This window comes from Macrococcus capreoli, assembly GCF_025628935.1.
GTDB lineage: Bacteria > Bacillota > Bacilli > Staphylococcales > Staphylococcaceae > Macrococcoides > Macrococcoides capreoli.
Genome location: NZ_JAOTIS010000009.1, coordinates 72,395 through 95,375 on the forward strand (window position 1 = coordinate 72,395; position 22,981 = coordinate 95,375).

Annotated in this window: 27 protein-coding genes; 17 read left to right on the top strand and 10 right to left on the bottom strand. The window is 34.9% G+C overall.

Going from position 1 to position 22,981, the window contains the following annotated elements; genetic code table 11:
- Window position 1 precedes the first annotated feature (1 nt).
- Window positions 2-1,972, top strand: a complete 1,971-nt coding sequence (locus tag OCL94_RS08115; RefSeq protein WP_262996361.1) for an ABC transporter permease — start codon at window positions 2-4, stop codon at window positions 1,970-1,972.
- A gap of 58 nt (window positions 1,973-2,030) precedes the next feature.
- On the opposite strand, the gene OCL94_RS08120 is transcribed toward OCL94_RS08115, so the two are convergent.
- Window positions 2,031-2,570, bottom strand: a complete 540-nt coding sequence (locus tag OCL94_RS08120) for a hypothetical protein (RefSeq protein WP_262996363.1) — start codon at window positions 2,568-2,570, stop codon at window positions 2,031-2,033.
- 270 nt (window positions 2,571-2,840) lie between these two features.
- Here OCL94_RS08120 and ppdK point away from each other — a divergent pair, with 270 nt between their 5' ends.
- The 3 genes from ppdK to OCL94_RS08135 all read left to right on the top strand — a co-directional run bounded on the left by ppdK (window position 2,841) and on the right by OCL94_RS08135 (window position 7,725).
- Window positions 2,841-5,459 (top strand): pyruvate, phosphate dikinase, encoded by a 2,619-nt coding sequence (gene ppdK / locus OCL94_RS08125; protein WP_262996470.1) that lies wholly within the window; start codon window positions 2,841-2,843, stop codon window positions 5,457-5,459.
- A 13-nt stretch (window positions 5,460-5,472) separates the two neighbouring features.
- Window positions 5,473-6,297, top strand: coding sequence for a pyruvate, water dikinase regulatory protein (locus OCL94_RS08130; RefSeq protein ID WP_262996365.1), 825 nt, complete (start codon window positions 5,473-5,475; stop codon window positions 6,295-6,297).
- Window positions 6,298-6,408: 111 nt separating this feature from the next.
- The gene (locus OCL94_RS08135; protein WP_262996367.1) at window positions 6,409-7,725 is read left to right on the top strand and encodes an APC family permease; all 1,317 of its coding nucleotides are present in this window, start codon (window positions 6,409-6,411) and stop codon (window positions 7,723-7,725) included.
- Window positions 7,726-7,773: 48 nt separating this feature from the next.
- Here OCL94_RS08135 and OCL94_RS08140 read toward each other — a convergent pair whose 3' ends face one another.
- Window positions 7,774-8,880: an NAD(P)H-dependent flavin oxidoreductase gene (locus tag OCL94_RS08140; RefSeq protein WP_262996471.1), complete on the bottom strand. Its 1,107-nt coding sequence runs from the start codon at window positions 8,878-8,880 to the stop codon at window positions 7,774-7,776.
- Between the two features lie 111 nt (window positions 8,881-8,991).
- Between OCL94_RS08140 and OCL94_RS08145 the strand changes: the two genes are divergently transcribed.
- The 3 genes from OCL94_RS08145 (at window position 8,992) to OCL94_RS08155 (ending at window position 11,295) form a co-directional block, all read left to right on the top strand.
- On the top strand, window positions 8,992-9,420 hold the full coding sequence (locus OCL94_RS08145; protein WP_262996369.1) for a VOC family protein: 429 nt from the start codon (window positions 8,992-8,994) through the stop codon (window positions 9,418-9,420).
- A 95-nt stretch (window positions 9,421-9,515) separates the two neighbouring features.
- Window positions 9,516-10,469 (top strand): magnesium/cobalt transporter CorA, encoded by a 954-nt coding sequence (corA, locus tag OCL94_RS08150; protein ID WP_262996371.1) that lies wholly within the window; start codon window positions 9,516-9,518, stop codon window positions 10,467-10,469.
- Between the two features lies 1 nt (window position 10,470).
- Window positions 10,471-11,295, top strand: coding sequence for a hypothetical protein (locus OCL94_RS08155; protein ID WP_262996373.1), 825 nt, complete (start codon window positions 10,471-10,473; stop codon window positions 11,293-11,295).
- Window positions 11,296-11,402: 107 nt separating this feature from the next.
- On the opposite strand, the gene OCL94_RS08160 is transcribed toward OCL94_RS08155, so the two are convergent.
- The 7 genes from OCL94_RS08160 to OCL94_RS08190 all read right to left on the bottom strand — a co-directional run bounded on the left by OCL94_RS08160 (window position 11,403) and on the right by OCL94_RS08190 (window position 14,477).
- Window positions 11,403-11,603: a cold-shock protein gene (locus tag OCL94_RS08160; RefSeq protein WP_086041794.1), complete on the bottom strand. Its 201-nt coding sequence runs from the start codon at window positions 11,601-11,603 to the stop codon at window positions 11,403-11,405.
- Window positions 11,604-11,988: 385 nt separating this feature from the next.
- On the bottom strand, window positions 11,989-12,189 hold the full coding sequence (locus OCL94_RS08165) for a cold-shock protein (RefSeq protein WP_101141384.1): 201 nt from the start codon (window positions 12,187-12,189) through the stop codon (window positions 11,989-11,991).
- 310 nt (window positions 12,190-12,499) lie between these two features.
- Window positions 12,500-12,700, bottom strand: a complete 201-nt coding sequence (locus OCL94_RS08170) for a cold-shock protein (RefSeq protein WP_096077387.1) — start codon at window positions 12,698-12,700, stop codon at window positions 12,500-12,502.
- 276 nt (window positions 12,701-12,976) lie between these two features.
- Entirely contained in the window at window positions 12,977-13,243 is a 267-nt protein-coding gene (locus OCL94_RS08175) for a zinc ribbon domain-containing protein (RefSeq protein ID WP_262996384.1), read from the bottom strand.
- Between the two features lie 11 nt (window positions 13,244-13,254).
- Entirely contained in the window at window positions 13,255-13,626 is a 372-nt protein-coding gene (locus OCL94_RS08180; protein WP_262996386.1) for a VOC family protein, read from the bottom strand.
- Between the two features lie 12 nt (window positions 13,627-13,638).
- Entirely contained in the window at window positions 13,639-14,019 is a 381-nt protein-coding gene (locus OCL94_RS08185) for a DUF1761 domain-containing protein (protein ID WP_262996388.1), read from the bottom strand.
- The gene (locus OCL94_RS08190) at window positions 14,019-14,477 is read right to left on the bottom strand and encodes an SRPBCC family protein (RefSeq protein WP_262996390.1); all 459 of its coding nucleotides are present in this window, start codon (window positions 14,475-14,477) and stop codon (window positions 14,019-14,021) included. The genes OCL94_RS08185 and OCL94_RS08190 overlap by 1 nt, the downstream gene beginning before the upstream one ends.
- 185 nt (window positions 14,478-14,662) lie before the next feature.
- Here OCL94_RS08190 and OCL94_RS08195 point away from each other — a divergent pair, with 185 nt between their 5' ends.
- From OCL94_RS08195 to OCL94_RS08235, 9 genes are all read left to right on the top strand, one after another.
- Window positions 14,663-15,100, top strand: a complete 438-nt coding sequence (locus OCL94_RS08195) for a VOC family protein (RefSeq protein ID WP_262996392.1) — start codon at window positions 14,663-14,665, stop codon at window positions 15,098-15,100.
- Window positions 15,101-15,511: 411 nt separating this feature from the next.
- A complete protein-coding gene (locus tag OCL94_RS08200) occupies window positions 15,512-16,387 on the top strand; it encodes an ABC transporter ATP-binding protein (RefSeq protein ID WP_262996394.1) in 876 nt (291 codons plus the stop codon).
- A complete protein-coding gene (locus OCL94_RS08205) occupies window positions 16,374-17,111 on the top strand; it encodes an ABC transporter permease (RefSeq protein ID WP_262996396.1) in 738 nt (245 codons plus the stop codon). The genes OCL94_RS08200 and OCL94_RS08205 overlap by 14 nt, the downstream gene beginning before the upstream one ends.
- A complete protein-coding gene (locus OCL94_RS08210) occupies window positions 17,112-18,182 on the top strand; it encodes a sensor histidine kinase (RefSeq protein WP_262996398.1) in 1,071 nt (356 codons plus the stop codon).
- Window positions 18,176-18,775 carry a response regulator transcription factor gene (locus tag OCL94_RS08215; protein WP_262996472.1) on the top strand — a complete coding sequence of 200 codons (600 nt, stop codon included), beginning with the start codon at window positions 18,176-18,178 and terminating at the stop codon, window positions 18,773-18,775. The genes OCL94_RS08210 and OCL94_RS08215 overlap by 7 nt, the downstream gene beginning before the upstream one ends.
- A 138-nt stretch (window positions 18,776-18,913) precedes the next feature.
- A complete protein-coding gene (locus OCL94_RS08220; RefSeq protein WP_262996400.1) occupies window positions 18,914-19,219 on the top strand; it encodes an ArsR/SmtB family transcription factor in 306 nt (101 codons plus the stop codon).
- A gap of 10 nt (window positions 19,220-19,229) precedes the next feature.
- On the top strand, window positions 19,230-20,522 hold the full coding sequence (locus OCL94_RS08225) for an arsenic transporter (protein WP_317618552.1): 1,293 nt from the start codon (window positions 19,230-19,232) through the stop codon (window positions 20,520-20,522).
- A 13-nt stretch (window positions 20,523-20,535) separates the two neighbouring features.
- Entirely contained in the window at window positions 20,536-20,937 is a 402-nt protein-coding gene (arsC, locus tag OCL94_RS08230; protein WP_262996402.1) for an arsenate reductase (thioredoxin), read from the top strand.
- 1 nt (window position 20,938) lies between these two features.
- Complete coding sequence (locus OCL94_RS08235; RefSeq protein ID WP_262996404.1) at window positions 20,939-21,127, top strand: helix-hairpin-helix domain-containing protein; 189 nt, start codon at window positions 20,939-20,941, stop codon at window positions 21,125-21,127.
- Window positions 21,128-21,212: 85 nt separating this feature from the next.
- On the opposite strand, the gene OCL94_RS08240 is transcribed toward OCL94_RS08235, so the two are convergent.
- A complete protein-coding gene (locus OCL94_RS08240; protein WP_262996406.1) occupies window positions 21,213-22,337 on the bottom strand; it encodes a low temperature requirement protein A in 1,125 nt (374 codons plus the stop codon).
- Window positions 22,338-22,499: 162 nt separating this feature from the next.
- Here OCL94_RS08240 and OCL94_RS08245 point away from each other — a divergent pair, with 162 nt between their 5' ends.
- Window positions 22,500-22,910: a hypothetical protein gene (locus OCL94_RS08245; protein ID WP_262996408.1), complete on the top strand. Its 411-nt coding sequence runs from the start codon at window positions 22,500-22,502 to the stop codon at window positions 22,908-22,910.
- Window positions 22,911-22,981: the final 71 nt, after the last annotated feature.

The following is a 22,981-nucleotide window of genomic DNA, read 5'->3' on the forward strand; positions in this document are numbered from 1 at the left end:
AGTGGGGAAGTTACTGTTTAAGATTGTGTTGAAAAACTTTGCAGCTTTGAGAAAAATATTTATTCCATTTATTTTAGCAACAAGTGTAATGCTTGGTTTACAGTATATTGTGCTCTCTATGATTGATAATGATTATATTCAGAAACGACATGAAGATCTTCCTCAAATCTTAATGTATGCCAATATATTGATAGGTATTCTTACGATAGTCTTTATAATATATGCCAATCGATTTGTAATGAAACAAAGGAAACAGGAGTTTGCATTGCATATGGTTCTTGGCCTAGAGAAAAAACACTTAAGATTTATATTATTATTAGAATCTGTTATTCAAACGATTGTAGTTAGTATATTAAGTATTCTGGGAGGATATCTTTTTGGTAATCTTTTGTTTCTTATGATGAATCGACTTGTTCAATCAAAAGGAATGTCTTTGATGGATTATCCTTTTGATTATAATGCAGCATATACGACTATTATCTTACTTGTCATCATCATGTTCCTATTATTTATTTTAAATAACATTATAATCACTATGCAAAGTCCGGTACAACTTATGCGTTCAAAATTTGCTGGGGAGAAAAAAACACCAAACTGGTTACTTTCAATATTATTTCTCATCGGTGGAGTTGCTTTAACTTATGGTTATTATTTAGCTTTAAATGTCAAAGGGATATTAGATTCACTGCAAACAATATTTTTAGCCATTTTACTCGTCTTGATAGGAACTTATTGCCTATTCATGTCACTTACAATCATTGTATTGAAATTGTTAAAAAATAATAAGAAAATTTACTATCGACCGAGTCAATTCTTTTCGATTTCAGGATTATTATCTCGCATGAAAGCAAATGCAGTAAGTCTTGCAAGTATCACAATGTTGATGACTTTTTTGATTGTAACACTGGGTATGTCACTTACAGCATATCGTGGTATCGAAGCACAGGTTGCTGGAAGCATGAAACAGCAGTATGAAATAAATATATTTGAGACTCAGAAAAAACAGTTAAGCAATATAAAACGAGATATTAAAAATATCGTTGACGTAGATAAATTTAGATATAGTGAAAATATTATGTTTCCTGTAATTAAAGAAGAAAATAAATTGTTGCCATTGTTAAAGATGACAGGCTCTGAACTAAGAGGAAAAGAAATGACCTATGTAGTGATGACTACCGCAGAGAGTCATAATGAAGCTAATGATACGGCCGTAAAATTAAATGATGGTGAAGTCATCGTGAGTACAAATACGCCGAGACTCAATCAGCAGGATAGTTTGAAAGTTATGGATGAAAATATAAAAGTTCATAGAGTAAAAGAGAATTATTTAGGAAATCAGCTGGCAATAGATGCAATGTATATCGTTGTAAAAGATGAAGCACAGCTAGATAAATATCGTAATTATTTTAAATCTTTAAATAGTTCAACAAGAGAAATGGAAAAGCCTACTGTATCAGGTATAATTGCGTTCAATGTTATAAATCATGAAAAAGAATTTAAAAAAGTAATATCGAAAATCGAGAAAAAGTATGATATTCAGATTAATTCTAAAGACGATGTTCAGAAAATGGTATATGACTTAAATGGAGGCCTCATATTCATCGGAATTGTAGTATCTATTACACTATTGACTGGTGTATTTTTAATTTTATACTATAAACAACTATCTGAAGGACATGAGGATCGAAGGAATTATGAAATTATGCAAAAAGTAGGTTTAACGCAACAATTAATTAAGAAAACGATAAATAAACAAATTATCTGGATATTCGGATTACCGCTATTAATTACTATTATTCACACATTATTTGCTTCGAATATAATATTTAATTTGTTAGGGATTTTAGGTATACGTGATAAGGCGATGTTTTTAACAAGTTACGGTATCGTCATTCTTGCGATTATGTTGGTATACGGCATTATGTATCTGATTACATCGAGAACATATTATAAGATTATTAATGAAAAATAAAAAAATGGCCCGGTTCTATAATAGAACCGGGTCGTTTTTATGTTTCATGTCTTACTTTCTATTCAAACGTCTTCACAAACGCCTCTATACTTTCTGCTTTTTCCCACGCATCGACGTTAATAGGATCGATATGAATAATCGGTCCGCCTTCAGTCGTGATGTATTCGCCGTCTTCCGTTCCTAAACCATCAACGAATACTGTCTTACCGTGTAATGTGTAGTAATCCTTTAATTCATCTTTCATCTTGTTACGTACAGCGATGTATTCTTCAACATCACTATTCTCGTACATGTAACCTTCGATCAAAGTATAACCTGGAACAATTCCTTCATGGTCTTTAATTGTTGCAACGTATGACCAGTCAATAACGATAACGTGATCACCAGAGAATGAGTGACGTGTAATCGGTACGATACTACCGCGCCATTCGATTTCTGCGTAATCCGGAATATTCTTATATTCCATCGTATATTCTTCCTCAGATTCATACGCTGTAATGAATGGCACTTGTGCTAACCATTCTTTAATCTCTTCAACTGTACTGAACATTCCTACTGTATGATGTTTTTTACCATCAATAAACTCTAGTTGATACATATGAATCTCCCCTTACAAAAGTTTTCTTAAAGCTAAACTTTAAGTTACTTCGATTATAATAAAGCGTTTTCTAATTTACTATATGCAAGGCACATGTTTTCAAAGTTTTTTGTGAAATGTTCACAATCCCTTCATATTTACCATTGTTTTTCTGGCAATTTCATATTTAATGATTGTCATCTTATATTTAATGTGACATACTAATTGACATATTAGTATAACCTAATGGATAATTGGTATAACACATTAAAAAATATGAGGTGACGAATGTTGAGTAAATTTGTATATGCATTTGAAGAAGGTAGTCAATCAATGAAAGATTTACTAGGCGGTAAAGGTGCCAACCTATCAGAGATGATGCGCCTTGGTTTACCTGTTCCAAACGGGTTCACAATTACAACTGAAGCGTGTATTACATATTTAAATCAAGGTGAACGTTTATCAGATGAATTATTAGCACAATTAGATGACAAATTAAAAGAACTGGAAAATAAAACAAACAAAGCATTCTCTTCAGATGACAATTTATTATTAGTCTCTGTTCGTAGTGGTGCTAAAATTTCTATGCCAGGTATGATGGACACAATTTTAAACTTAGGTTTAAATGATGAAAATGTTGAGAAACTTGCTGCTAAAACAAATGATGCACGTTTTGCGTATGATTGTTATCGTCGTTTATTACAAATGTTTGGTAGTGTCGTATATAACATTCCAATGCCTGCATTTGAAGAGTACTTTGAAGCATTTAAGAAAGATAAAGGTCACGTAACAGATGCCGATATTCCTGCTGAAGATTTAAAAGTAATCGTTGAACAATATAAAGAAATTTATATCGAAGAAGCGCACAAACCTTTCCCTCAAGATCCGAAAAAGCAATTAACAGAAGCAATCGAAGCGGTATTTAAATCATGGAACAATGATCGAGCACGTATTTATCGTGATTTAAACGAAATTCCGCATGATATCGGGACTGCAGTCAACGTTCAGGAAATGGTATTCGGTAATAGTGGTGACCGTTCAGGTACTGGTGTAGCATTCACACGTAATCCTGCAACAGGGGAACACAAATTATATGGTGAATACTTGCTGAATGCGCAAGGTGAAGACGTTGTTGCAGGTATTCGTACGCCGAAAGCAATTGAAACATTAAATGAGCAAATGCCACATGTATATGAAGCCTTTGTTGATGTAACAAAGAAACTAGAATCACATTATAAAGATATGCAGGATATCGAATTTACGATTGAGAATGAAAAGTTATTCATCTTACAAACACGTAACGGTAAACGTACAGCGAAAGCAGCAATTAATATTGCAGTTGATATGGTACGTGAAGGTGTTATTTCAAAAGCAGATGCTGTTAGTATGGTCGATGTGAAATCAATTGATCAATTATTACATCCAACATTTAAAGAAAAAGCGTTAGCATCTGCAGAACTTGTTTCTGATAAAGGTCTTCCTGCGTCACCTGGTGCGGCAACAGGCCAGATTGTATTCTCAGCACTAGATGCGAAAGCAAAAGCTGAAGCAGGTGAGAAGGTAATCTTAGTCCGTCCTGAAACGTCTCCTGAAGATATTGAAGGTATGATTGCAGCAGAAGCTATTGTAACGACACATGGTGGTATGACAAGTCATGCTGCAGTAGTTGCACGTGGTATGGGTAAATGCTGTGTTACAGGATGCTCAGATTTAGAAATTAATACGAAAGAGAAATATGTGAAATACGCAGGTAAGACGTTATCTGAAGGGGATACGATTTCAGTTAATGGTTCGACAGGTGCTGTGTATATTGGTGCAGTAGAAACGACGAAAGCAGAAGCAAGTGATGTCTTTGAAGAGTTCATGGGCTGGGCAGAAGAAATTGCACGTCTTTCTGTAAGAATGAATGCTGAAACGGATTTAGATATAAAAGCGGGTTATTCATTTAACGCTAAAGGTATCGGTTTAGTACGTACTGAGCACATGTTCTTTGGTGAAGAGCGCTTAATCGAAATGCGTCGTTTCATCTTAGCTTCAACATATGAAGAGCGTATCGAAGCATTAAATAAAATTAAAGTCTACCAAACAGAGGACTTTGAAGGTATATTCAATTTATCGTTGGATCGTCCATCAATCGTACGCTTGCTTGATCCACCGTTACATGAATTCTTACCAAAAGCAGGTGAGGAAGTTCGCATTGTTGCAGATCAATTAGGGGTTACAACAGACTTCCTGGATAAACGTATTGCTGAATTACATGAGTTTAATCCAATGCTTGGACACCGTGGCTGTCGTTTAGCGATTACTTATCCTGAATTATACGAAATGCAAACGGAAGCTATCATTACAGCAGTAATCAATTTAAAACTACGTGGTATTGAAACGCAACCTGAAATTATGATTCCACTCGTTTCAACAAGCGAAGAATTTGTGATTCTAAAAGAAGTTGTAAAACGTAAAGCACAAGAAATCATGGATGCAAAAGGTGTGCAAGTAAACTATCTCATTGGTACAATGATTGAAACACCACGTGCATGTTTAGTTGCAGGCGAACTCGCTAAACACTCTGAATTCTTTAGTTTTGGTACAAACGATTTGGCGCAATTAACGTATGGTTTCTCGCGTGATGATGCGGGTAAATTTATCAATGAATATATGAATCGTGATATTCTGAAAGTAGATCCATTCCAGACATTAGATGTAAGTGGTATGGGACAACTGATTAAGATTGCAGTAGAAAGTGCCAAACATGCAAATCCTGATATTAAAATCGGTGTTTGTGGAGAACTTGGGGGCGATCCAAAGTCAATTCACTTCTTTAATGATCTTGATATTGATTATGTTTCATGTTCACCGTTCCGTGTACCAGGAGCAATACTTGCGACTGCACAAAGCCAGGTGAATAAATAGTAGGAGGATCAGTTTGAGTAAATATGAGTCAAAAGATTTATTAATCTATATTATTTCAGATTCTATCGGTGAAACGGCCGATAGAATGTTACATGCGACATTATCTCAATTTCCGAAACTCACATCTGTTAGTGTTAAGAAATTCTCTTTTATTAAAGGAGAAGAAGAATTTAAGCACATATTAGAACTGGCAAAACAAAAGGAAGCCGTCGTTGTTACAACACTGGTCAATCCAGAATTTAATCGCTTAGGTAAGGCATTTGCGAAAGAAACGGGTCTATCTTATATTGATTATATGACAGGACTCATTCAAGTTATTCAACATCACACGGATATGGAACCCATCGGTGAGAGTGGCGCATTACGCAAAATGGATGAAGAATATTTCAAACGAATTGAAGCCATTGAGTATTCGGTTAAATATGATGATGGGAAGAACTTTCATAACTTAGCAGAAGCTGACGCGGTCATTGTTGGTGTTTCAAGGACTTCTAAGACGCCGCTAAGCATGTATTTAGCGAATAAAGGTTACAAAGTAGCTAATATTCCGTTAGTCCCGGAATCACCCATTCCTGAAGAAGTATTTCAGCAGAAGAATTTAAAGGTATTTGGTTTAACGGCAAGTCCGACGTATATTATGAATATTAGAACGGAACGTATTAAAGTGCTTGGTTTATCTGGTCCAGGGCAATATAATGACTTAAAGCGTATTAAACAAGAACTAAGTTATGCTGAGGAAGTATTTAACAGACTTAATGCAACGGTAATTAATACTGAGTATAAATCGATAGAAGAATCTGCTTTCTATATTGAGAAGCATTTAAGAAAAAAGAAATAATATTACACCTTCCGGGACTTGATCCGGAAGGTTTTTTTGATGAATGTGAATCGACGTGTCACATCAATCATTAAATATGCTATTATAGTTGGAGGTTAAAAGGAGGTAATTATGAAACAAACAACAAATAAAGGCATCGGTTTCTTTCCAGCGCTCGCGCTCGTTATGGGAACGGTGATTGGATCGGGCGTTTTCTTTAAAATATCAAATACAACAGAGGTAACTGGTACTTCAGGTATGACGCTATTTGTCTGGTTACTAGGCGGTTTAATTACAATTTGTGCAGGCCTTACAGTAGCTGAGCTTGCTGCAGCGATTCCACGTAATGGTGGACTAACGACTTACATCGATTATACATATGGCAAGTTTAGCGGATTTTTAGCAGGATGGGCACAAAGCTTTATTTACTTTCCGGCGATGCTTGCAGCACAATCAATCGTATTTGCTGAACAAGTAAAGAATTTATTACATTTAGCACAAGGATGGTTATTCCCGGTTGCAGTATTAGCAATTATTTCGATATTGCTGATTAACTGCTTAGGTTCAAAAGCTGGAGGTATTCTTCAATCTGTAACGTTAGTGGTGAAATTAATACCAATTATTGCGATTGTCATCTTCGGATTGATGCATAAAGGAGATGTTGAAGTATCGTTTATTCCGACGACAGGGGATACAGGCATTAACTTCTTCACAGCACTTGGAGCAGGGTTACTTGCTACGATGTTCGCCTATGATGGATGGATTCATGTAGGGAATATTGCCGGGGAAATGAAAAATCCAAAAAGAGATTTACCGTTAGCTATTACACTCGGGTTAGGATTAGTGACAGTGATTTACTTATTAATCAACGCAGCGTTTTTATTTACGCATCCAATTGATGAGTTGAAAGGTAATTTAAATGCAGCAACACAAACTGCACAATTATTATTTGGTGCGTCAGGTGGTAAATTAATTACAATCGGTATTATGGTATCGGTATATGGTGCATTAAACGGTTATATGATGACAGGCATGCGTTTACCTGAAGCAATGGCAAAGCAAGGTTTATTGCCATTTAAAGAGACGTTTATGAAATTAACTCGCAGTGGTGCACCGTGGATGAGTGGTGTGATTCAAGTTGTTATTGCAGTTGTGATGGTATCACTCGGTGCGTTTGATTCAATCACTAATATGCTCGTATTTGTGATTTGGGCATTTTATTGTATGGCATTTTATGCTGTATTTGTATTACGTAAACGAGAGAAAGAATTGGTACGACCTTATAAAGTACCGTTATATCCAATTATTCCGCTTATTGCGATACTTGCCGGGATATTTGTTATGATTAATACATTATTCACGCAGTTTGGGCTGGCGTTAACAGGGATTGTTATTACTTTATTAGGTATTCCGATTTATTTATATCAAACTAAAAATACGCAATTATAAAATGTGCGCTCCCGCTTATAGGGGGCGCATTTTTATGGTGTGATGTGTTTATAACGTCGTATTTTTCGAAACGAAACCTAAAATCAAATGATCAACTTGAGTAACAATAGCGCTCAGCAGTTCATTTGCATGATTTCTTTTGGCAAGCATTGGTGCCTGGCCACACCACATATGAAGATTGTTAGTGTCACCCTGTTGCGCAGCTTGCTTTCGGATAGGCGTAGTTAAATCATTTTGTAGTGGATAAGGCAATGGAGTGCCAGTGGCTTCAATATGACGAATAAAGTCGTTTTCAATACCTCGTGCTGCTTTACCACTAAATACTTTAGTAATAGTTGTATCATCAGGCTTTGCCTTTAATATCGCGTCTTTATGCACAACAGGGGCTTTACTTTCATGTGATGTCAGAAATGCAGTTCCCATTTGTACGCCACTTGCACCTAAAGTAAGGGCAGCAAGAACACCACGTGCATCCATAATACCACCTGCAGCAACTACAGGAATCGTTAGGCTATCAGCAATTTGAGGAATGAGCGCCATGGAACCAATGCCACGTGCGTTTGTATATGTCCCTTTATGTCCACCAGCTTCATGGCCTTGGGCGACGACAATATCAATGCCTGCTTGCTCAATTGCTTGTGCTTCACGAACAGAACCCGCTGTTGCAATTGTTTTGATACCGTTTGATTTAAGGAGATTAATTATATCGGTAGATGGTAAACCGAAAGTAAAGCTAACAACAGGGACCTTCTTACGAATCAATAACTGAATTGCATCAATGAAGTGTTGTTTGGGATGATCTTTCACTTCGGCTGTCGTAATATTGTATTGTTGATAATAAGGCTCAAGCAATGTCTGCATTGCTTCAATCGCTGTATTGTCATAGTTAAATGGCTCAGGTACAAATAAATTGACGGCATAAGGTTTGTCGGTCAAGTGCTGCACTATATTTACTTCTTGCTCAAGCGTTTCTAAAGACATATAACCAGCACCAATCGTACCAAGCCCGCCTTCATTACATACTGATGCAACAAGTTCAGGCGTTGTACTGCCTGCCATGCCTGCTTGAATAATGGGGTAACGTATATTTAAATGTTCGGTTAGCTTTGTATGTTGCCACATATTCTTCACCTCGACGTTTACTTTAAATACAATATAACATAGTAGCAGTATTTTGTAAGAAAGACACACGCTTTTAAATTAGGCATTATTATTATATCGTGGTATATTTAATTTGAATAAACTATAAAAATTTGGAGGTCTATCATGACACAATTAATTCCTTACTTAGCGTTTGAAAGTGCAAAAGAAGCTTTAGCATATTACGAAGAGGTATTTGGTGCAACAGACGTAAATCGTTTACCAGTAGGAAAAGAGCAAGCAGGACAATTCGGAGTAGACCCAGAACAAGCAGATGAAATGACAATGCATTCAGAATTTAAAGTAGCTGGACACACACTTTATGCTGCAGATCGTTTTGGCAAAGCAGGAGATTTCAATAACAGTATTTCACTATCTATCAACTGGGATAAATCAAATGCTGAAGATACTGAGAAAATGACTGAGTTATTCAATAAAGTAGCAGCACATGCGGATACGAAAGTACACATGCCAATCGAAGAACAATTCTGGGGCGGCGTAATGGGTGCGTTAGACGACAAGTACGGTGTACACTGGATGTTTAACGGGAACTAAGCAATAGCATATAATTTCTAAAGATCAGGACAATGATATTGTCTTGGTCTTTTTCTATGTAAATAACGTATAATATGCATAGGTGAGGTGAGGAAATGGCATTAAGTATAATGTATCAACACGAGAATAAATTAGAACGCGCAGCAACGATTGAAGATCTACCAAAAGATGCGAGTTTTATTTGGTTTGACTTTGAAGGGGCGGACAAGGAAGAAAGTGCATTATTCAAGCAACACTTCAATATTAATGGACTTACAATAGAAGATGTTATTCATAGTAATTCAAGACCGAAATATAAGAATTATTCGGATTATGAGTATTTAGTGTATCAGAAGATAGAACCTGATACATTTGAAGCGGAAACTATTAATGTCCTTTTGAAAGATAACGTCTTTATTACTTATCATGCCGAAGATATAGAGGCAACGGATGAGATTGATGCACTAGCGAAAGAACTTGAAGAAAAGACACCAGATAATTTAACGCCACGTGTAGCTGCAATGATGTTACTGGATAAGATTGTTGATTTCTATACGGAAACAGTTGAAACAATAGAGAGTAAAGTAATTAGCTTTGAGAAGCGACATGCGAAAGATAAGCATCAGCACACGATAATGGATGATATATTTGATTTGAGGTCAAAGTTGATTCGAATTAAAGGGATTATTATACCGATGTCAGAACTTGTGGATGAACTGGAACGCAATAAGCCGCTTATTCAAACAGATGATGATCGTCATTATATCCATCACATTCAGGATCATATGATAAAGCAGAAGAATTTGATTCGAAATGCACAGGAATTAACGGACGAAATCAGAAGTAACTATGAATCGTATAATAATTATAAGATGAATCGTGTTATGCAAATTCTGACACTCGTTTCAACGGTATTCTTACCTTTAACACTGATTGCCGGGATTTACGGTATGAACTTTGAGTATATGCCAGAGTTGAAATGGAAATATGGCTATTTCACCGTGTTGATTGTTATGGCAATGATGCTTGTCGTGAGTTTAGTGTATTTTAAAAAGAAGAAGTGGTACTAATATGTTCCAATTATTTAAAAAGAAAAAAGAGCAACCATCTGTCGATGAATCAAGGATTGATTTAAGTGTACGAAAAGAACTTGAAAAAACATTCATCAAAAAACATGTGATGAATGAAAAAGCAGTGAACGCGATTGTTGAGATTTTTAGGAAGTATCCGCAAGAGATTATTTTAGTGACTAGCTTCTCAGATGCACCAACACATAATAAAGAAAACTTTATTATTAAAGTTGAAGATATTATTAATTTATCCTTTGTACAGCAAATTGAGTATATAGACTCATTATTATTAATTTATGACTGTGATTATCAACCTTTAATTTACTGGAAAATAATAAGTGGAGACCTATTTATTCATCCAAAATTTAAAGACATTGAAATTATAGAAGATAAATTTGAACTCACTGAAAACTATATGTGGGATGCATTCGACGTAGATGCCAAAGAGATCATTTATTTCGTAGATACTAAAATTAGGGGATATAAAACTATCAGTTGGTCAGCTTCATGGAATTCTCTTGAATTCTTTGACCTTATAGAAACATTTAATATTACAGGCGCAATATTAAATGAAGGGTATGAAGAAACAAATGAAATATTAGAAGAATATAATGTAGAATATGAAAAATATGATAGATTCATACTTATCAATAGAAATATTGATCCTGAATTCTTAATGAAATATTATAATATTAACGGAAATCAGGGGACAATTTGTGAAATGGCGCTGTTCGTTGACATGGAGGAGCCAGTTACAAAGGATATGATTAGTGGGAAGTATGTAGATATAAAAAATCATAAAACCATATTACCAATAGATGATTGAAGTGATATGCTTTGTTTCTTTAATTTTTAACACATCCAACGAGGTGTGTTATTTATTTTAGTCAAAAAAAATAAGCCCCTTGAGGGCTTATTTCTCAACATTAAATATTATAATTTAACGATGTTAGCAGCTTGAGGGCCACGTTGACCTTCTTCGATGTTGAATTCAACTGCTTGACCTTCTTCTAAAGTTTTGTAACCGTCTCCTTCGATAGCACTGAAGTGAGCGAATACGTCGTCTCCACCTTCAACTTCGATGAATCCAAAACCTTTTTCTGCGTTAAACCATTTAACTGTACCTTGTGTCATAATAATGACCTCCAAAAAATTATTAAATAATATCTAATGTTTTACATAAAGAAAACTTCACACATTACAAAAAGTATCGACTAAACACGATTACTCTTTGTAATATGTGAAGTACTTACGTTTGTTGCATATGTTCGATATATTTGTACTAAGTATATAATGGATATCTATTATTGTCAAACGATTATATTTTAGTGCATGGATCAATCACAATATAAAGACTGTAGGTATCACGTTTATAACTATAAAAATAATTATAAATTTATTTTATTATAATGAATATTGCAAGATTAATACATAATAATTTGGCGCTTATGAATAATGATAACTGAAAGATATACAAAAAAATAAGCCCCAAAAGGGACTTATCTTTCAACATTAAATATTATAATTTAACGATGTTAGCAGCTTGAGGTCCACGTTGACCTTCTTCGATGTTGAATTCAACTGCTTGACCTTCTTCTAAAGATTTGTAGCCTTCACCTTCGATAGCGCTGAAGTGAGCGAATACGTCGTCTCCACCTTCAACTTCGATGAAACCGAAACCTTTTTCTGCGTTAAACCATTTAACTGTACCTTGTGTCATAATAATGACCTCCAATAAATTATTAAATAATATCTAATGTTTCTTCTACAAAGAAAAATTCACATATTACAAAAAGTCTCGACTTAACACGATTACTTTTTGTAATATGTGAAGAAGCTTTGTTTGTTGCATATGTCCGATATATTTGACTTAATTATATAATGGATATTCCAATAAGTCAAACGCCTGTTCGGATATTATGATCACATTCTCATAATAAATCGCGTAGGTATCACTTATAAACAGAATAAAAAATATTTTTTATCAAAAAAAATAAGCCCCTTGAGGGCTTATTTTCCAACATTAAATATTATAATTTAACGATGTTAGCAGCTTGAGGTCCACGTTGACCTTCTTCGATATCGAATTCAACTGCTTGACCTTCTTCTAAAGTTTTGTAACCTTCACCTTGAATAGCGCTGAAGTGAGCGAATACGTCGTCTCCGCCTTCAACTTCGATGAATCCAAAACCTTTTTCTGCGTTAAACCATTTAACTGTACCTTGTGCCATTATGAATGACCTCCAAAAAATTATTAAATAATATCTAATGTTTTACTTAGAAAACACTTCCCATATTACAAAAGTGTTGTCTTACATTATTACGTTTTGTAAAAATGTGAAGAGCCTTAATAACTTGAATATGAACGATAATATTTGAATCAATTATATAATGTATCAACACGATTGTCTAGTATTTATAGTCAATTAGATACAAAATGAGTAAAAAAACGTCTTTTTTCATATGCAACGAGGCATAAAATGGGAGAATATATTGCTTGAAAGTACTTATTTCCAACGTTCTAATTTTTTAAGTTGCATCGGGTAGAAAGCTTTCATCATAAATTTAGCAACTGGATTGCCTTTTCCTTCAGTAATACCTTTCTTACCGCGTTCAAGCATTTCTTCTATCGTAATATCTGGATCGATATACTTTCCGTCTTTATAGCAATAACTACAGAACTTTAAGCTTTTGCTACCGTCAGCTTCAGTTCCTCTAACATCTTCTCCGTGTAAGTTCAGTGGCATCCCACAACTTTGACAAAACTTCTCCATATCCATTCTCCTTATACGTGCTGATCAAATAATAATGTATTACCGTCTAAATCTTTCACCATGAAATAACCAGGCCCTTCTGCGTTTTCAGCAGTAAGTGGTGTGATGAATTCATATCCTGCTGCTTCTAATTTCGCAGCAATTTCACGTACATCGGTACCTGGTACTTCTTCGCCTTTATTATTCCATTTCGGATTGAACGTCATCATAAATTCTTCGAACATCCCTTGGAATAAACCAATACGTGCTGCACCGTTGCTTAGTACAATCCAGTTTTGTGTGATGTCCCCACTAACTTGTTCAAATCCTAACGTTTCATAAAACTTTAAAGATGCATGAATATCTTTAACTGGTAGACTTACTGAGAAATTACCTAATTCCATATATATCGCTCCTTATCCAAAAAAGTATGCTGCAAGTGTCATAATCATAATACAAATCAATTTGTAACTTTCGTTGATTGCAATCAGTTTAAATGACTTCATTTCAAAGAAATAATTTTTAAGTGCTGAGAAGATTGAAATCAGAGCAATCGTGAATCCAGCACAGAAAATATTTAAATCAGTGTGTGATAATAAGAAAAATACAAGGAATGCTACGACAATTTCTAATAGGAATGTATAAATCATTTCTTTCATTCCATTGTTGGAATCATTAATTTGTTCTTCTGTGATACCGACTTCTTTTATCCAGGCATCTTTGAAAATAAAACCATACCATGCACCACCTATCATAAATGCGATAACGCCTGCAATAACTGCTGCTAATATACTCATTAATTTTTCTCCTTTAACGCTTCGTGTTTAACGCGTTCCATAAATTCGTTCACTACTTTTTGATTTTGCTTTTTAGGCATAACTTTTAACATTGCTTTACCAATTAAGTTGAGCCCTTTGTTTGAGCCGCTATAAATGAAGCGTGTTTCATACTCAGAAATCTTTTCTAGTAAATAATCTGCTTCGATATCAAACATGTTAGCCAGTTGAAAGCCGGATTTGTTATGTTTACGCGTAGGTGTATCTTCATGTTCTAAATCGGTTACGATATATTTCATGACTTTATTACCTTCTTTATATGATTGCTCATATGTTGAACCAACTACACCAGGTTTCTTTTCCAGCACTTTCATTTCAACGACTTGAGGCATGATGCGTTGAATATTCTCTAAATCGAATAAAGACCAGACTTTCTCGATATTCACAGGTAATATCATTTCTTCTTTCCAGGTTATCATAAAGACCTCCAAATAATGTGTTCAACTTAATCTTAAACGATATTGTGAAAATTAGCGAAAGAAAAGTGGAGAATTACATGTATAGGAATGGTTACGGTGGGTTAAATTTTACTAATAGAGTGTATCTGATTATACTAAAGATGTATTTTAAGTTGTGCAAAATTCAATTAAAAGGGGACGAAATCATGATTAAAGCGGTACAGTATTTTAATTTCCACAATGCTTTAGAGGTATTAAATTTTTACGAGCAACATTTAGGTGCGAAGATTATCAATAAAACAATGGGCGATGACGAAATGTTTAAAGATATGCCTGAAGAATACAAAATGCCAGAAGAAATCGCAAAGCAGTTTGTAATGAATGCTGAGTTTGAGATTTTAGGTGAACGTTTCATGGTAAGTGATACGATGGGACAACGTGAAGTGAATAATGAAGGTGCATCGGTTTGCTTTACTTTTGATGGTAGTAATGATGAAGACGTTAAACTTGCAACAGATTTCTTCAACAATGCAGTTGCTGCAGGTTGTAAAGTTGCGATGCCATTAGGTCCAACAGAATGGTCTAAATTATATGGTTACTTCAATGATCCGTTCGGCGTCACTTGGATGATTAATGCTTGTTAATTATGAATGTTATCCTTCTCCAAATTGGAGGAGGATTTTTATTCGGCCAAAAATCGCTGAATTTTAAGTTTTTTGAGTGAATGATTGCCGGTAAATCGAAAATACCGGCAAAGAAATCTGGAAATCAGCCCCGAATCCAAAATGATTGCCGGTAAATCGAAAATACCGGCAAAGAAATCTGGAAATCAGCTTCGAATCCAAAATGATTGCCGGTAAATCGAAAATACCGGCAAAGAAATCTAGAAAACAGCCCCGAATCCAAAATGATTGCCGGTAAATCGAAAATACCGGCAAAGAATATAAACTAAAGCATGCTCTAAATAAATGACAATTGTCATACCAAACTTATGACGTTTGTGAATTATAATTCCTCCTGAACTTCTGTTTAATATAGATAAGGAGGAGATAGAGATGATAACGATAAACAACTTAAATAAAGTTATAGGTAAGAAACATATTTTAACGGATATCAATATGCAGATTAACAAAGGTGATGTAATTGCATTAGTTGGTCCTAATGGAGCGGGTAAGTCGACGTTAATTGATTGTTTGTTAGGCAATAAGAAATTAACTTCAGGTGATATTGATGGGCAGGATTTGATACTGGATCATACAAAAACTAGTGTATTATATCAACAAACATACTTTACACCGAATATGAAGGTTTATCAGATCATTGAACTATTTCAGAATCTTTATCCGAATGTTTTGAATAAAGAAGAAATAAAAGCCATAACATTATTTGATGATGCATTATTAAACACTGAAGCGGATAAAGTTTCAGGTGGTCAAAAACGTATTTTAGATGTAGCTCTAACGTTGATTGGTCGTCCGGAATTTATTATTTTAGATGAACCAACAGTTGGTATGGATACTACGACGCGTAGACGTTTCTATGAACTGATTAAAGAATTAAAAGAAGCTGGTCGAACAATTCTATTCACATCTCATTATATTGAAGAGGTTGAAAGTTTGTCAGATCGTATAGTTGTATTACATAAAGGTGAAATCGTGCGTGATTCAACACCTCTTGCACTGCGCGAAGAATCAAGTCAGAAGCAAATTGTATTACCTAGGAAATATGATTATATTACGAAAGAACTTGCGGGTAAGGCTGAAGTAAAACTTGATGGTGAATATTTAATGATTCATACAGCCAATATTGATGTTGTTGTGGAATTATTGATGAAACATCAAATTAGCTTTGAACACGTAGAAATTACAAATGAATCATTACTTGACCGAGTATTTAAAGTTGTGGAGGAGGATCAACATGAAACAGTTTAAAGCAATGTTGAAGTACGAGATGATTGATATGAGCCAACGCAAAAGTGTATTTATCATGTCAGTACTGTTACCTGTTATTTTCTTTTTAGTCTTTGCAGCTTTAATGAAAACGCCGAAACCTGAGCAGTTAGATTTTTATATTCGTGACTACATGCTTTCAATGACGACGTTTAGTTTAACGAGCTTTGCAATATTCACGTTCCCAGTAGAAATGATTAATGACAAGAATAATGGATGGAGTCGTTCACTTTTTAGAACACCGCTTAATCCAATCATCTATTACTTATGCAAAGTGATTAAGATTGTTATTATGTTTATGATTTCAATTGTCATTGTATTTTTAGTAGGTCATTTTGTAAAAGATGTAGATATGAGTGCGCAAGAATGGATTATTAGTTATTTCGGTTTATTATTCGGTGGTATTATCTTTTTAACATTAGGCATTCTTCTATCTCAATTTAAGGATGCACAAAAGGTCAGCACACTCGGCAATATTTTATACCTTGGATTAGCAATGCTTGGTGGACTTTGGTTCCCGGTCGTGACATTCCCAGAATGGTTACAACCCATCGCAAAACTAACACCAACATATAATTTCAAAAATATTGCTGCAGGACAATTTGAAGAAAATTATCCATGGCACTCTATTGGGATTTTACTTATCTATGCGGTCATCTTTATAATGGTAAGTGTATGGATGAGAAGGAGATCGGAAGTGATTTAGTTGAAGTGGACCCATATCAATTTGATGCAATACGGCACATCATTGATATTTTTAATTTTTCCTATTACGAATATGATGCAAACAGCATCACTTGAATGGAAATTGTTAAAGCTCTTATGTATTATTCTGTATCTAGTATCGGTCATCTATATGATGAATAATAATAAAAATAAAAGGATATTCATTGCGTTTTGTATTGTGATATTAAGTATTACGGTATTTATTCATTTTTGCAATCCTGGTAATATTTTATTCTATCTGTTTCCAATTTCATATGTTCCGTATGCCTTAGGAAAGAATATCAATTCTTTATACGGTAGAATAACGCTGATTACATTGTTATTAAACTACGCTATAATATTTATTCAAAGTCCTTCATATGGCGTCGATTTATCACCACATATCCTATTCATCATCATGATGATGTTCTCGATGGATTACTTCGCAGAGCAATCACGCAAGCAATATGAGATGAATATTAAGAATGAAAAGCTTGCATTACTTTCATCACAAATTGAACGTAATCGAATCTCACAAGATTTGCATGACTCACTCGGACAAGTGTTTAGTACGCTTTCCGTGAAATCTGAGCTTGCGATGAAATTGGTGGAGAAACATCCTGATATGGCAAAAGATGAATTAAAAGAAATTCAATCATTATCACAGACCTCTTTATATAAAGTGAGAAGTATTATAGAAGATATTAAGTCTACAACGATTGATGATGAAGTGAATCATGTTGGCAAGATTTTGAACGATGCAGGTATTGCTTTCAAGCATAATGTTCAATATCAGGACGTAGGAGTATTGCAACAACATGAAATAAGTATGTTAATTAAAGAACTTATTAATAATGTTGTGAAGCATAGTAGTGCAACACAAGTGAAATTATCGGTGACACAGGTTAATCGTATGCTAAAGTTATCTGTAGAGGATAATGGACTTGGTTTATCAGCAAATGTTAGCTTAAAAAGTATTGAAGCACGTGTAAAAACGATGAATGGTTTTGTAGAAACAAGGAGTAAGGAACCAGGACTCGGTGTGTATGTCACAATTGAGGTGAAATCGTGAAGTTATTGCATGCAGAAGATCAAAGTATGTTACGTGAAGCAATGAAAAAGTTACTCATGATCAGTGGTGATTTTGATGAGATTGTCAGTGTTTCAAATGGTAGAGAGGCAATTGAAGTTATAGATAATACGTTTGATGTGGCTTTACTTGATATTGAAATGCCTGAAAAGAGTGGGTTAGAAGTTTTAGAATATATCAGGGAACAAAAGTTGAACATTAAAGTCATTATCGTGACCACTTTTAAACGACCAGGATACTTTGAACGCGCGATTAATTTAGATGTTGATGCATATGTATTGAAAGAACGTTCGGTGGATGAGTTGATTGAGACGATTGTATCAGTGATGAAGGGGAAGAAAGAGTATAGCCCAGAACTGATGCCGATGATGCTTTCGAAGAATCCTTTAACCGATAAAGAACAAGAAATTTTATCTTTAATTGGCGATGGATTAACGAGTAAAGAAATTAGTCAGAAGTTATTTTTGAGTGACGGTACTGTTCGTAATTATACGAGTATCATTCTAGAGAAACTTGGTGCAGACAATCGTGTACTCGCATGGAAGATGGCGAAAGAATTAGGTTTTATTGATTAAAGATCACAGAGGTGTGGTCTTTTTTTGAAGTAATTTGAGTTATTATAACTCGCTATAAACTAAATATAGACATCCATCTATATTCACGATATACTAAACACGAAATATAGATAACCATCTATGTAAAGGAGTGAAGCGATGGATTATGAACATTTAGCAAAGTTGCTGAAAGTATTGTCAGACAAGAATCGGTTAGAAATATTAGACTTACTGAGCTGTGGACCGTTATGTGCGTGTGATATTCTTACACATTTCGAATTCTCTCAACCGACGTTATCGCATCACATGAAACAATTGAAACAAAGCGGAATCGTCACAAGTTGGAAAGAAGGTACAAACGTTATGTACGCCAACAATTTAGAAGTCATCGAGCAATTCGTCAAACTACAAAATCAAATCTTTGTACCGCATCAACAATGTGTGTGCAAATCAAATAAGGAATAGGTGAATTATGATTACAGGCATTGCAATCGCAATATTTTTATTAACATTAACTTTAGTCATCTGGCAGCCGAAGAACTTATCAATCGGTTATTCAGCTGTAGGTGGCGCAATTCTTGCATTAATCTTTGGTGTCGTTGATTTCAATGACGTCATCGATGTAACAAACATCGTCTGGAATGCAACATTTACATTTATCGCAGTCATATTAATCTCGCTCATACTTGATGAAATTGGCTTCTTTGAATGGGCCGCATTACATATGACGCATCTTGCTAAAGGTAATACGTTTAAGATGTTCATTTATGTATGTATATTAGGTGCGATCGTTGCAGCATTTTTCGCAAATGATGGTGCGGCATTGATTTTGACACCGATCGTGCTTGCGATGGTACGAAACTTAAACTTTAATGAAAAGATGGTCTTCCCGTTTATTATCGCTTCAGGATTTATCGCAGATACGACGAGTTTACCATTAGTCGTAAGTAATTTAGTGAACATCGTTTCTGCAGATTATTTTGATTTATCATTTATGGAATACGCGCAACATATGTTTTTACCAAACATATTCAGTTTAATTGCGAGTATCACAGTGCTCTGGTTATACTTTAAGCGTAACGTGCCGAAGTCATATGATGAAAGTGCATTACGTGATCCGAAGTCAGCGATTAAAGACATGAGATTATTTAAGATGTCATGGGTTGTACTCGCTATTTTATTAGTAGGATATTTAGTGAGTGACTTTATTAACTTCCCGGTAAGTATCATTGCAGCGATTATCGCATTCATATTTATAATGTTTGCGAGACAGTCACCAGCAGTGAATACAGGAAAAGTGATTAAAGGCGCACCATGGGCGATTGTATTCTTCTCGATTGGGATGTATGTTGTCGTTTATGGATTGAAAAATGTAGGATTAACAAGTTTACTTGCAGGTGTGATTGATCACATCACACAGATGAATTTATTTGGTTCAATTATGGGGATGGGATTCTTATCTGCGATACTATCGTCAATTATGAATAACATGCCTACAGTATTAATCGACTCAATCGCGATTAAACAAAGCGCAGCAACTGGTATGATCCAGGATGCGTTAGTGTACGCAAATGTTATCGGATGTGACTTAGGACCAAAGATTACACCAATCGGAAGCTTAGCAACGTTGCTATGGTTACACGTATTAAGTGGTAAAGGTGTTAAGATTTCGTGGGGGACTTACTTTAAGACAGGGATTATCATTACAATCCCAGTATTATTTGCAACACTCGTAGGACTATACTTATCAATGATGATATTTGGATAAAAGGAGAATGATTATGACTAAAACTAAAACAATTTATTTCTTATGTACAGGGAACTCTTGCCGTTCACAAATCGCGGAAGGATTCGGTAAAAAATATTTACCGGAATGGAATGTATATTCTGCAGGGATTGAAACACACGGTGTGAATCCAAAAGCAATTGAAGCAATGAAAGAGGTTGGAATCGATATTTCTAATCATACGTCAGATTTAATTGATAAAGACATTTTAAATAACGCAGATTTAGTGGTTACATTATGTGATCATGCAAAAGATGTATGCCCTGTGACACCGAAACATGTACGTACTGAACACTGGGGCCTTGAAGATCCTGCTGGACAAGACTGGTCAGTATTCCAACGTGTGCGTGATGAAATCGGGGCACGTATTAAGCGCTTTGCGGAAACAGGAGAATAAGATGGAACTACCAAAGATCAGTCAACCAGCACACCGTGCACTGGCAAGCGTGAACATTAAAACATTAGAAGATGTAACGAAATTCAGTGAAGCAGAGTTACTCGCGCTACACGGATTCGGTCCGAAAGGGATACGTATTTTACGTGAAGTGATGGATAAACATGGAATGAAATTTAAAGTTGAGCAATAGTATATAGAGTAGCGCCCGGCTTGAGTGTGAACCAGGCGTAAACATAGGTAAACTGCACGGTTCAGCGACGAACCGTGCAGTTTACCTATATATTTGATTGCAGTTTCTGTTGACGTACAAGTAAAAAGATAACAATCATAACGATAGTTGTAATAATCGTTAAACTATGTGGTACTAGACGGAGCACAACCGCTACAATAAAGCCTACGATTAAAATCATCATGATTGATATGATCAATTGTCTATTTTTATGATGGTCATGGAAATACGGAAAATTAACGAAATAACCAATGAAATACAGTGTTAAACTTCCATACATAAGAACGATTTTAAACCAATCATTGATGTCGGGATTTTCACTTAATACCATCCCAGCATTAAACATACCAAGCGCTAGAAATATAATGATGTGCGAATGATATAATAAAAAACCTCGCGTCATTTGATGGTGATTCATGAATTGTTCTGTCTTTATCCAATACGTCCAGAATAGTAATACCACTATGGTGAACTGAAGTATTGTCATCGGATCAAAGTGGTGAATACTAAAGATAGAAGCAAGACCAATCATTACTTCACCGAACATAATAATTGTGAGTAAGCCATAGCGTTCAACAAGATGCGGCATATTAACGGGTGAAGCAGATAAGTGACGGTAGCCAGCGAGTGGACCAATCATACTAATACCGATTGCTAAGAAATAAACATAATAATGGATAGATAACGGTAAACATAACGCGATCAAACTCAGTATTCCAGCTGTAAGTGTTGTGATACTAAATACGTTACATACATTTTTATCTTCAATGTCTTCAGATGAGACGTTACGAATAAAATATTGAAGGCTAATGCTTAAAAATAATATGCCGGTACTTAGAACGAACGGGAAAAATGTTTTCTCGAAATCAGGGTATAAACTATTCGATAAATAAATGACAACAAACATATTGAACATCGTAAAACCTATATCACGAAGCGCCAATGTACCGAAGCGGTTTGTAAAGAATGTTTGATAAGACCATATTGTCGTGAAAATGAGCGTCATGATTAAATATTTTAAAAATAATTCAATCGATACACTTCCATGATGGACATGGAGAATGGTGTGAGCGATTTTAGAAATAGCGTACACAAATATTAAATCAAAAAATAATTCATTCAATTCGACTTTACGATCTGCCAAGTAACGCTGTTTTGTTAAATTTGACATGAGTCACCTCTTATACTGTTTGTTAGTATTTTATATGAAATATTTAAGTTGTGCATTATATATTTCATCGGAAGACGTCTATTTATTTATCGCGTGGCATATCAAATGTATTATCGTCACAAATAATATATAATAAATATAATGTTGAATGGAGGAATTACGATGAACAAATGGATTAAAAGAGGATTAGTTGTAGGCGCTTTAACAGTTGGTGCGGTACAAGGTGCGAAATATCTTGAACAGAATGAACAAGTGAAACGTCGTCTCAACGATTTAAAGAATATTAAAGAATATAATGATTTACGCAAAGCGATTATGGAAGTGATTCATGCTTTTAATAACAATAATACACCACGTTTAGAGCAACAGTTTCAAGAGAATGACTTTGTGACGGATCAAACTGGTGCCACAAATAATGTACAGGAAGAAACAATTGGCGAAGCGGTGAAACGTGTATTAGATACGCCTGTCGTAACGAATTTAATTGGTGACAAAGCAGATATCGATATGATGAAGCAGTTAATTGATGAAACGGCTGAAGTTGAGAAGTTAATTCGAGGTTGGTTTAAATAACAATGTAAGATTGGGGCGTATAAGTCTCAATCTTTTTTAGTATATTGGTTTCATACTAAAGCGTAATATCA

Coding starts and splice junctions, on each gene's coding strand:
- OCL94_RS08120 (WP_262996363.1), bottom strand. CDS start 2,570: ATGTATCAACTAGAGTTTATTGATGGTAAAAAACATCATACAGTAGGA.
- OCL94_RS08135 (WP_262996367.1), top strand. CDS start 6,409: ATGAAACAAACAACAAATAAAGGCATCGGTTTCTTTCCAGCGCTCGCG.
- OCL94_RS08145 (WP_262996369.1), top strand. CDS start 8,992: ATGACACAATTAATTCCTTACTTAGCGTTTGAAAGTGCAAAAGAAGCT.
- corA (WP_262996371.1), top strand. CDS start 9,516: ATGGCATTAAGTATAATGTATCAACACGAGAATAAATTAGAACGCGCA.
- OCL94_RS08155 (WP_262996373.1), top strand. CDS start 10,471: ATGTTCCAATTATTTAAAAAGAAAAAAGAGCAACCATCTGTCGATGAA.
- OCL94_RS08160 (WP_086041794.1), bottom strand. CDS start 11,603: ATGACACAAGGTACAGTTAAATGGTTTAACGCAGAAAAAGGTTTTGGA.
- OCL94_RS08165 (WP_101141384.1), bottom strand. CDS start 12,189: ATGACACAAGGTACAGTTAAATGGTTTAACGCAGAAAAAGGTTTCGGT.
- OCL94_RS08170 (WP_096077387.1), bottom strand. CDS start 12,700: ATGGCACAAGGTACAGTTAAATGGTTTAACGCAGAAAAAGGTTTTGGA.
- OCL94_RS08175 (WP_262996384.1), bottom strand. CDS start 13,243: ATGGAGAAGTTTTGTCAAAGTTGTGGGATGCCACTGAACTTACACGGA.
- OCL94_RS08180 (WP_262996386.1), bottom strand. CDS start 13,626: ATGGAATTAGGTAATTTCTCAGTAAGTCTACCAGTTAAAGATATTCAT.
- OCL94_RS08185 (WP_262996388.1), bottom strand. CDS start 14,019: ATGAGTATATTAGCAGCAGTTATTGCAGGCGTTATCGCATTTATGATA.
- OCL94_RS08190 (WP_262996390.1), bottom strand. CDS start 14,477: ATGATAACCTGGAAAGAAGAAATGATATTACCTGTGAATATCGAGAAA.
- OCL94_RS08195 (WP_262996392.1), top strand. CDS start 14,663: ATGATTAAAGCGGTACAGTATTTTAATTTCCACAATGCTTTAGAGGTA.
- OCL94_RS08200 (WP_262996394.1), top strand. CDS start 15,512: ATGATAACGATAAACAACTTAAATAAAGTTATAGGTAAGAAACATATT.
- OCL94_RS08205 (WP_262996396.1), top strand. CDS start 16,374: ATGAAACAGTTTAAAGCAATGTTGAAGTACGAGATGATTGATATGAGC.
- OCL94_RS08220 (WP_262996400.1), top strand. CDS start 18,914: ATGGATTATGAACATTTAGCAAAGTTGCTGAAAGTATTGTCAGACAAG.
- arsC (WP_262996402.1), top strand. CDS start 20,536: ATGACTAAAACTAAAACAATTTATTTCTTATGTACAGGGAACTCTTGC.
- OCL94_RS08235 (WP_262996404.1), top strand. CDS start 20,939: ATGGAACTACCAAAGATCAGTCAACCAGCACACCGTGCACTGGCAAGC.
- OCL94_RS08240 (WP_262996406.1), bottom strand. CDS start 22,337: ATGTCAAATTTAACAAAACAGCGTTACTTGGCAGATCGTAAAGTCGAA.
- OCL94_RS08245 (WP_262996408.1), top strand. CDS start 22,500: ATGAACAAATGGATTAAAAGAGGATTAGTTGTAGGCGCTTTAACAGTT.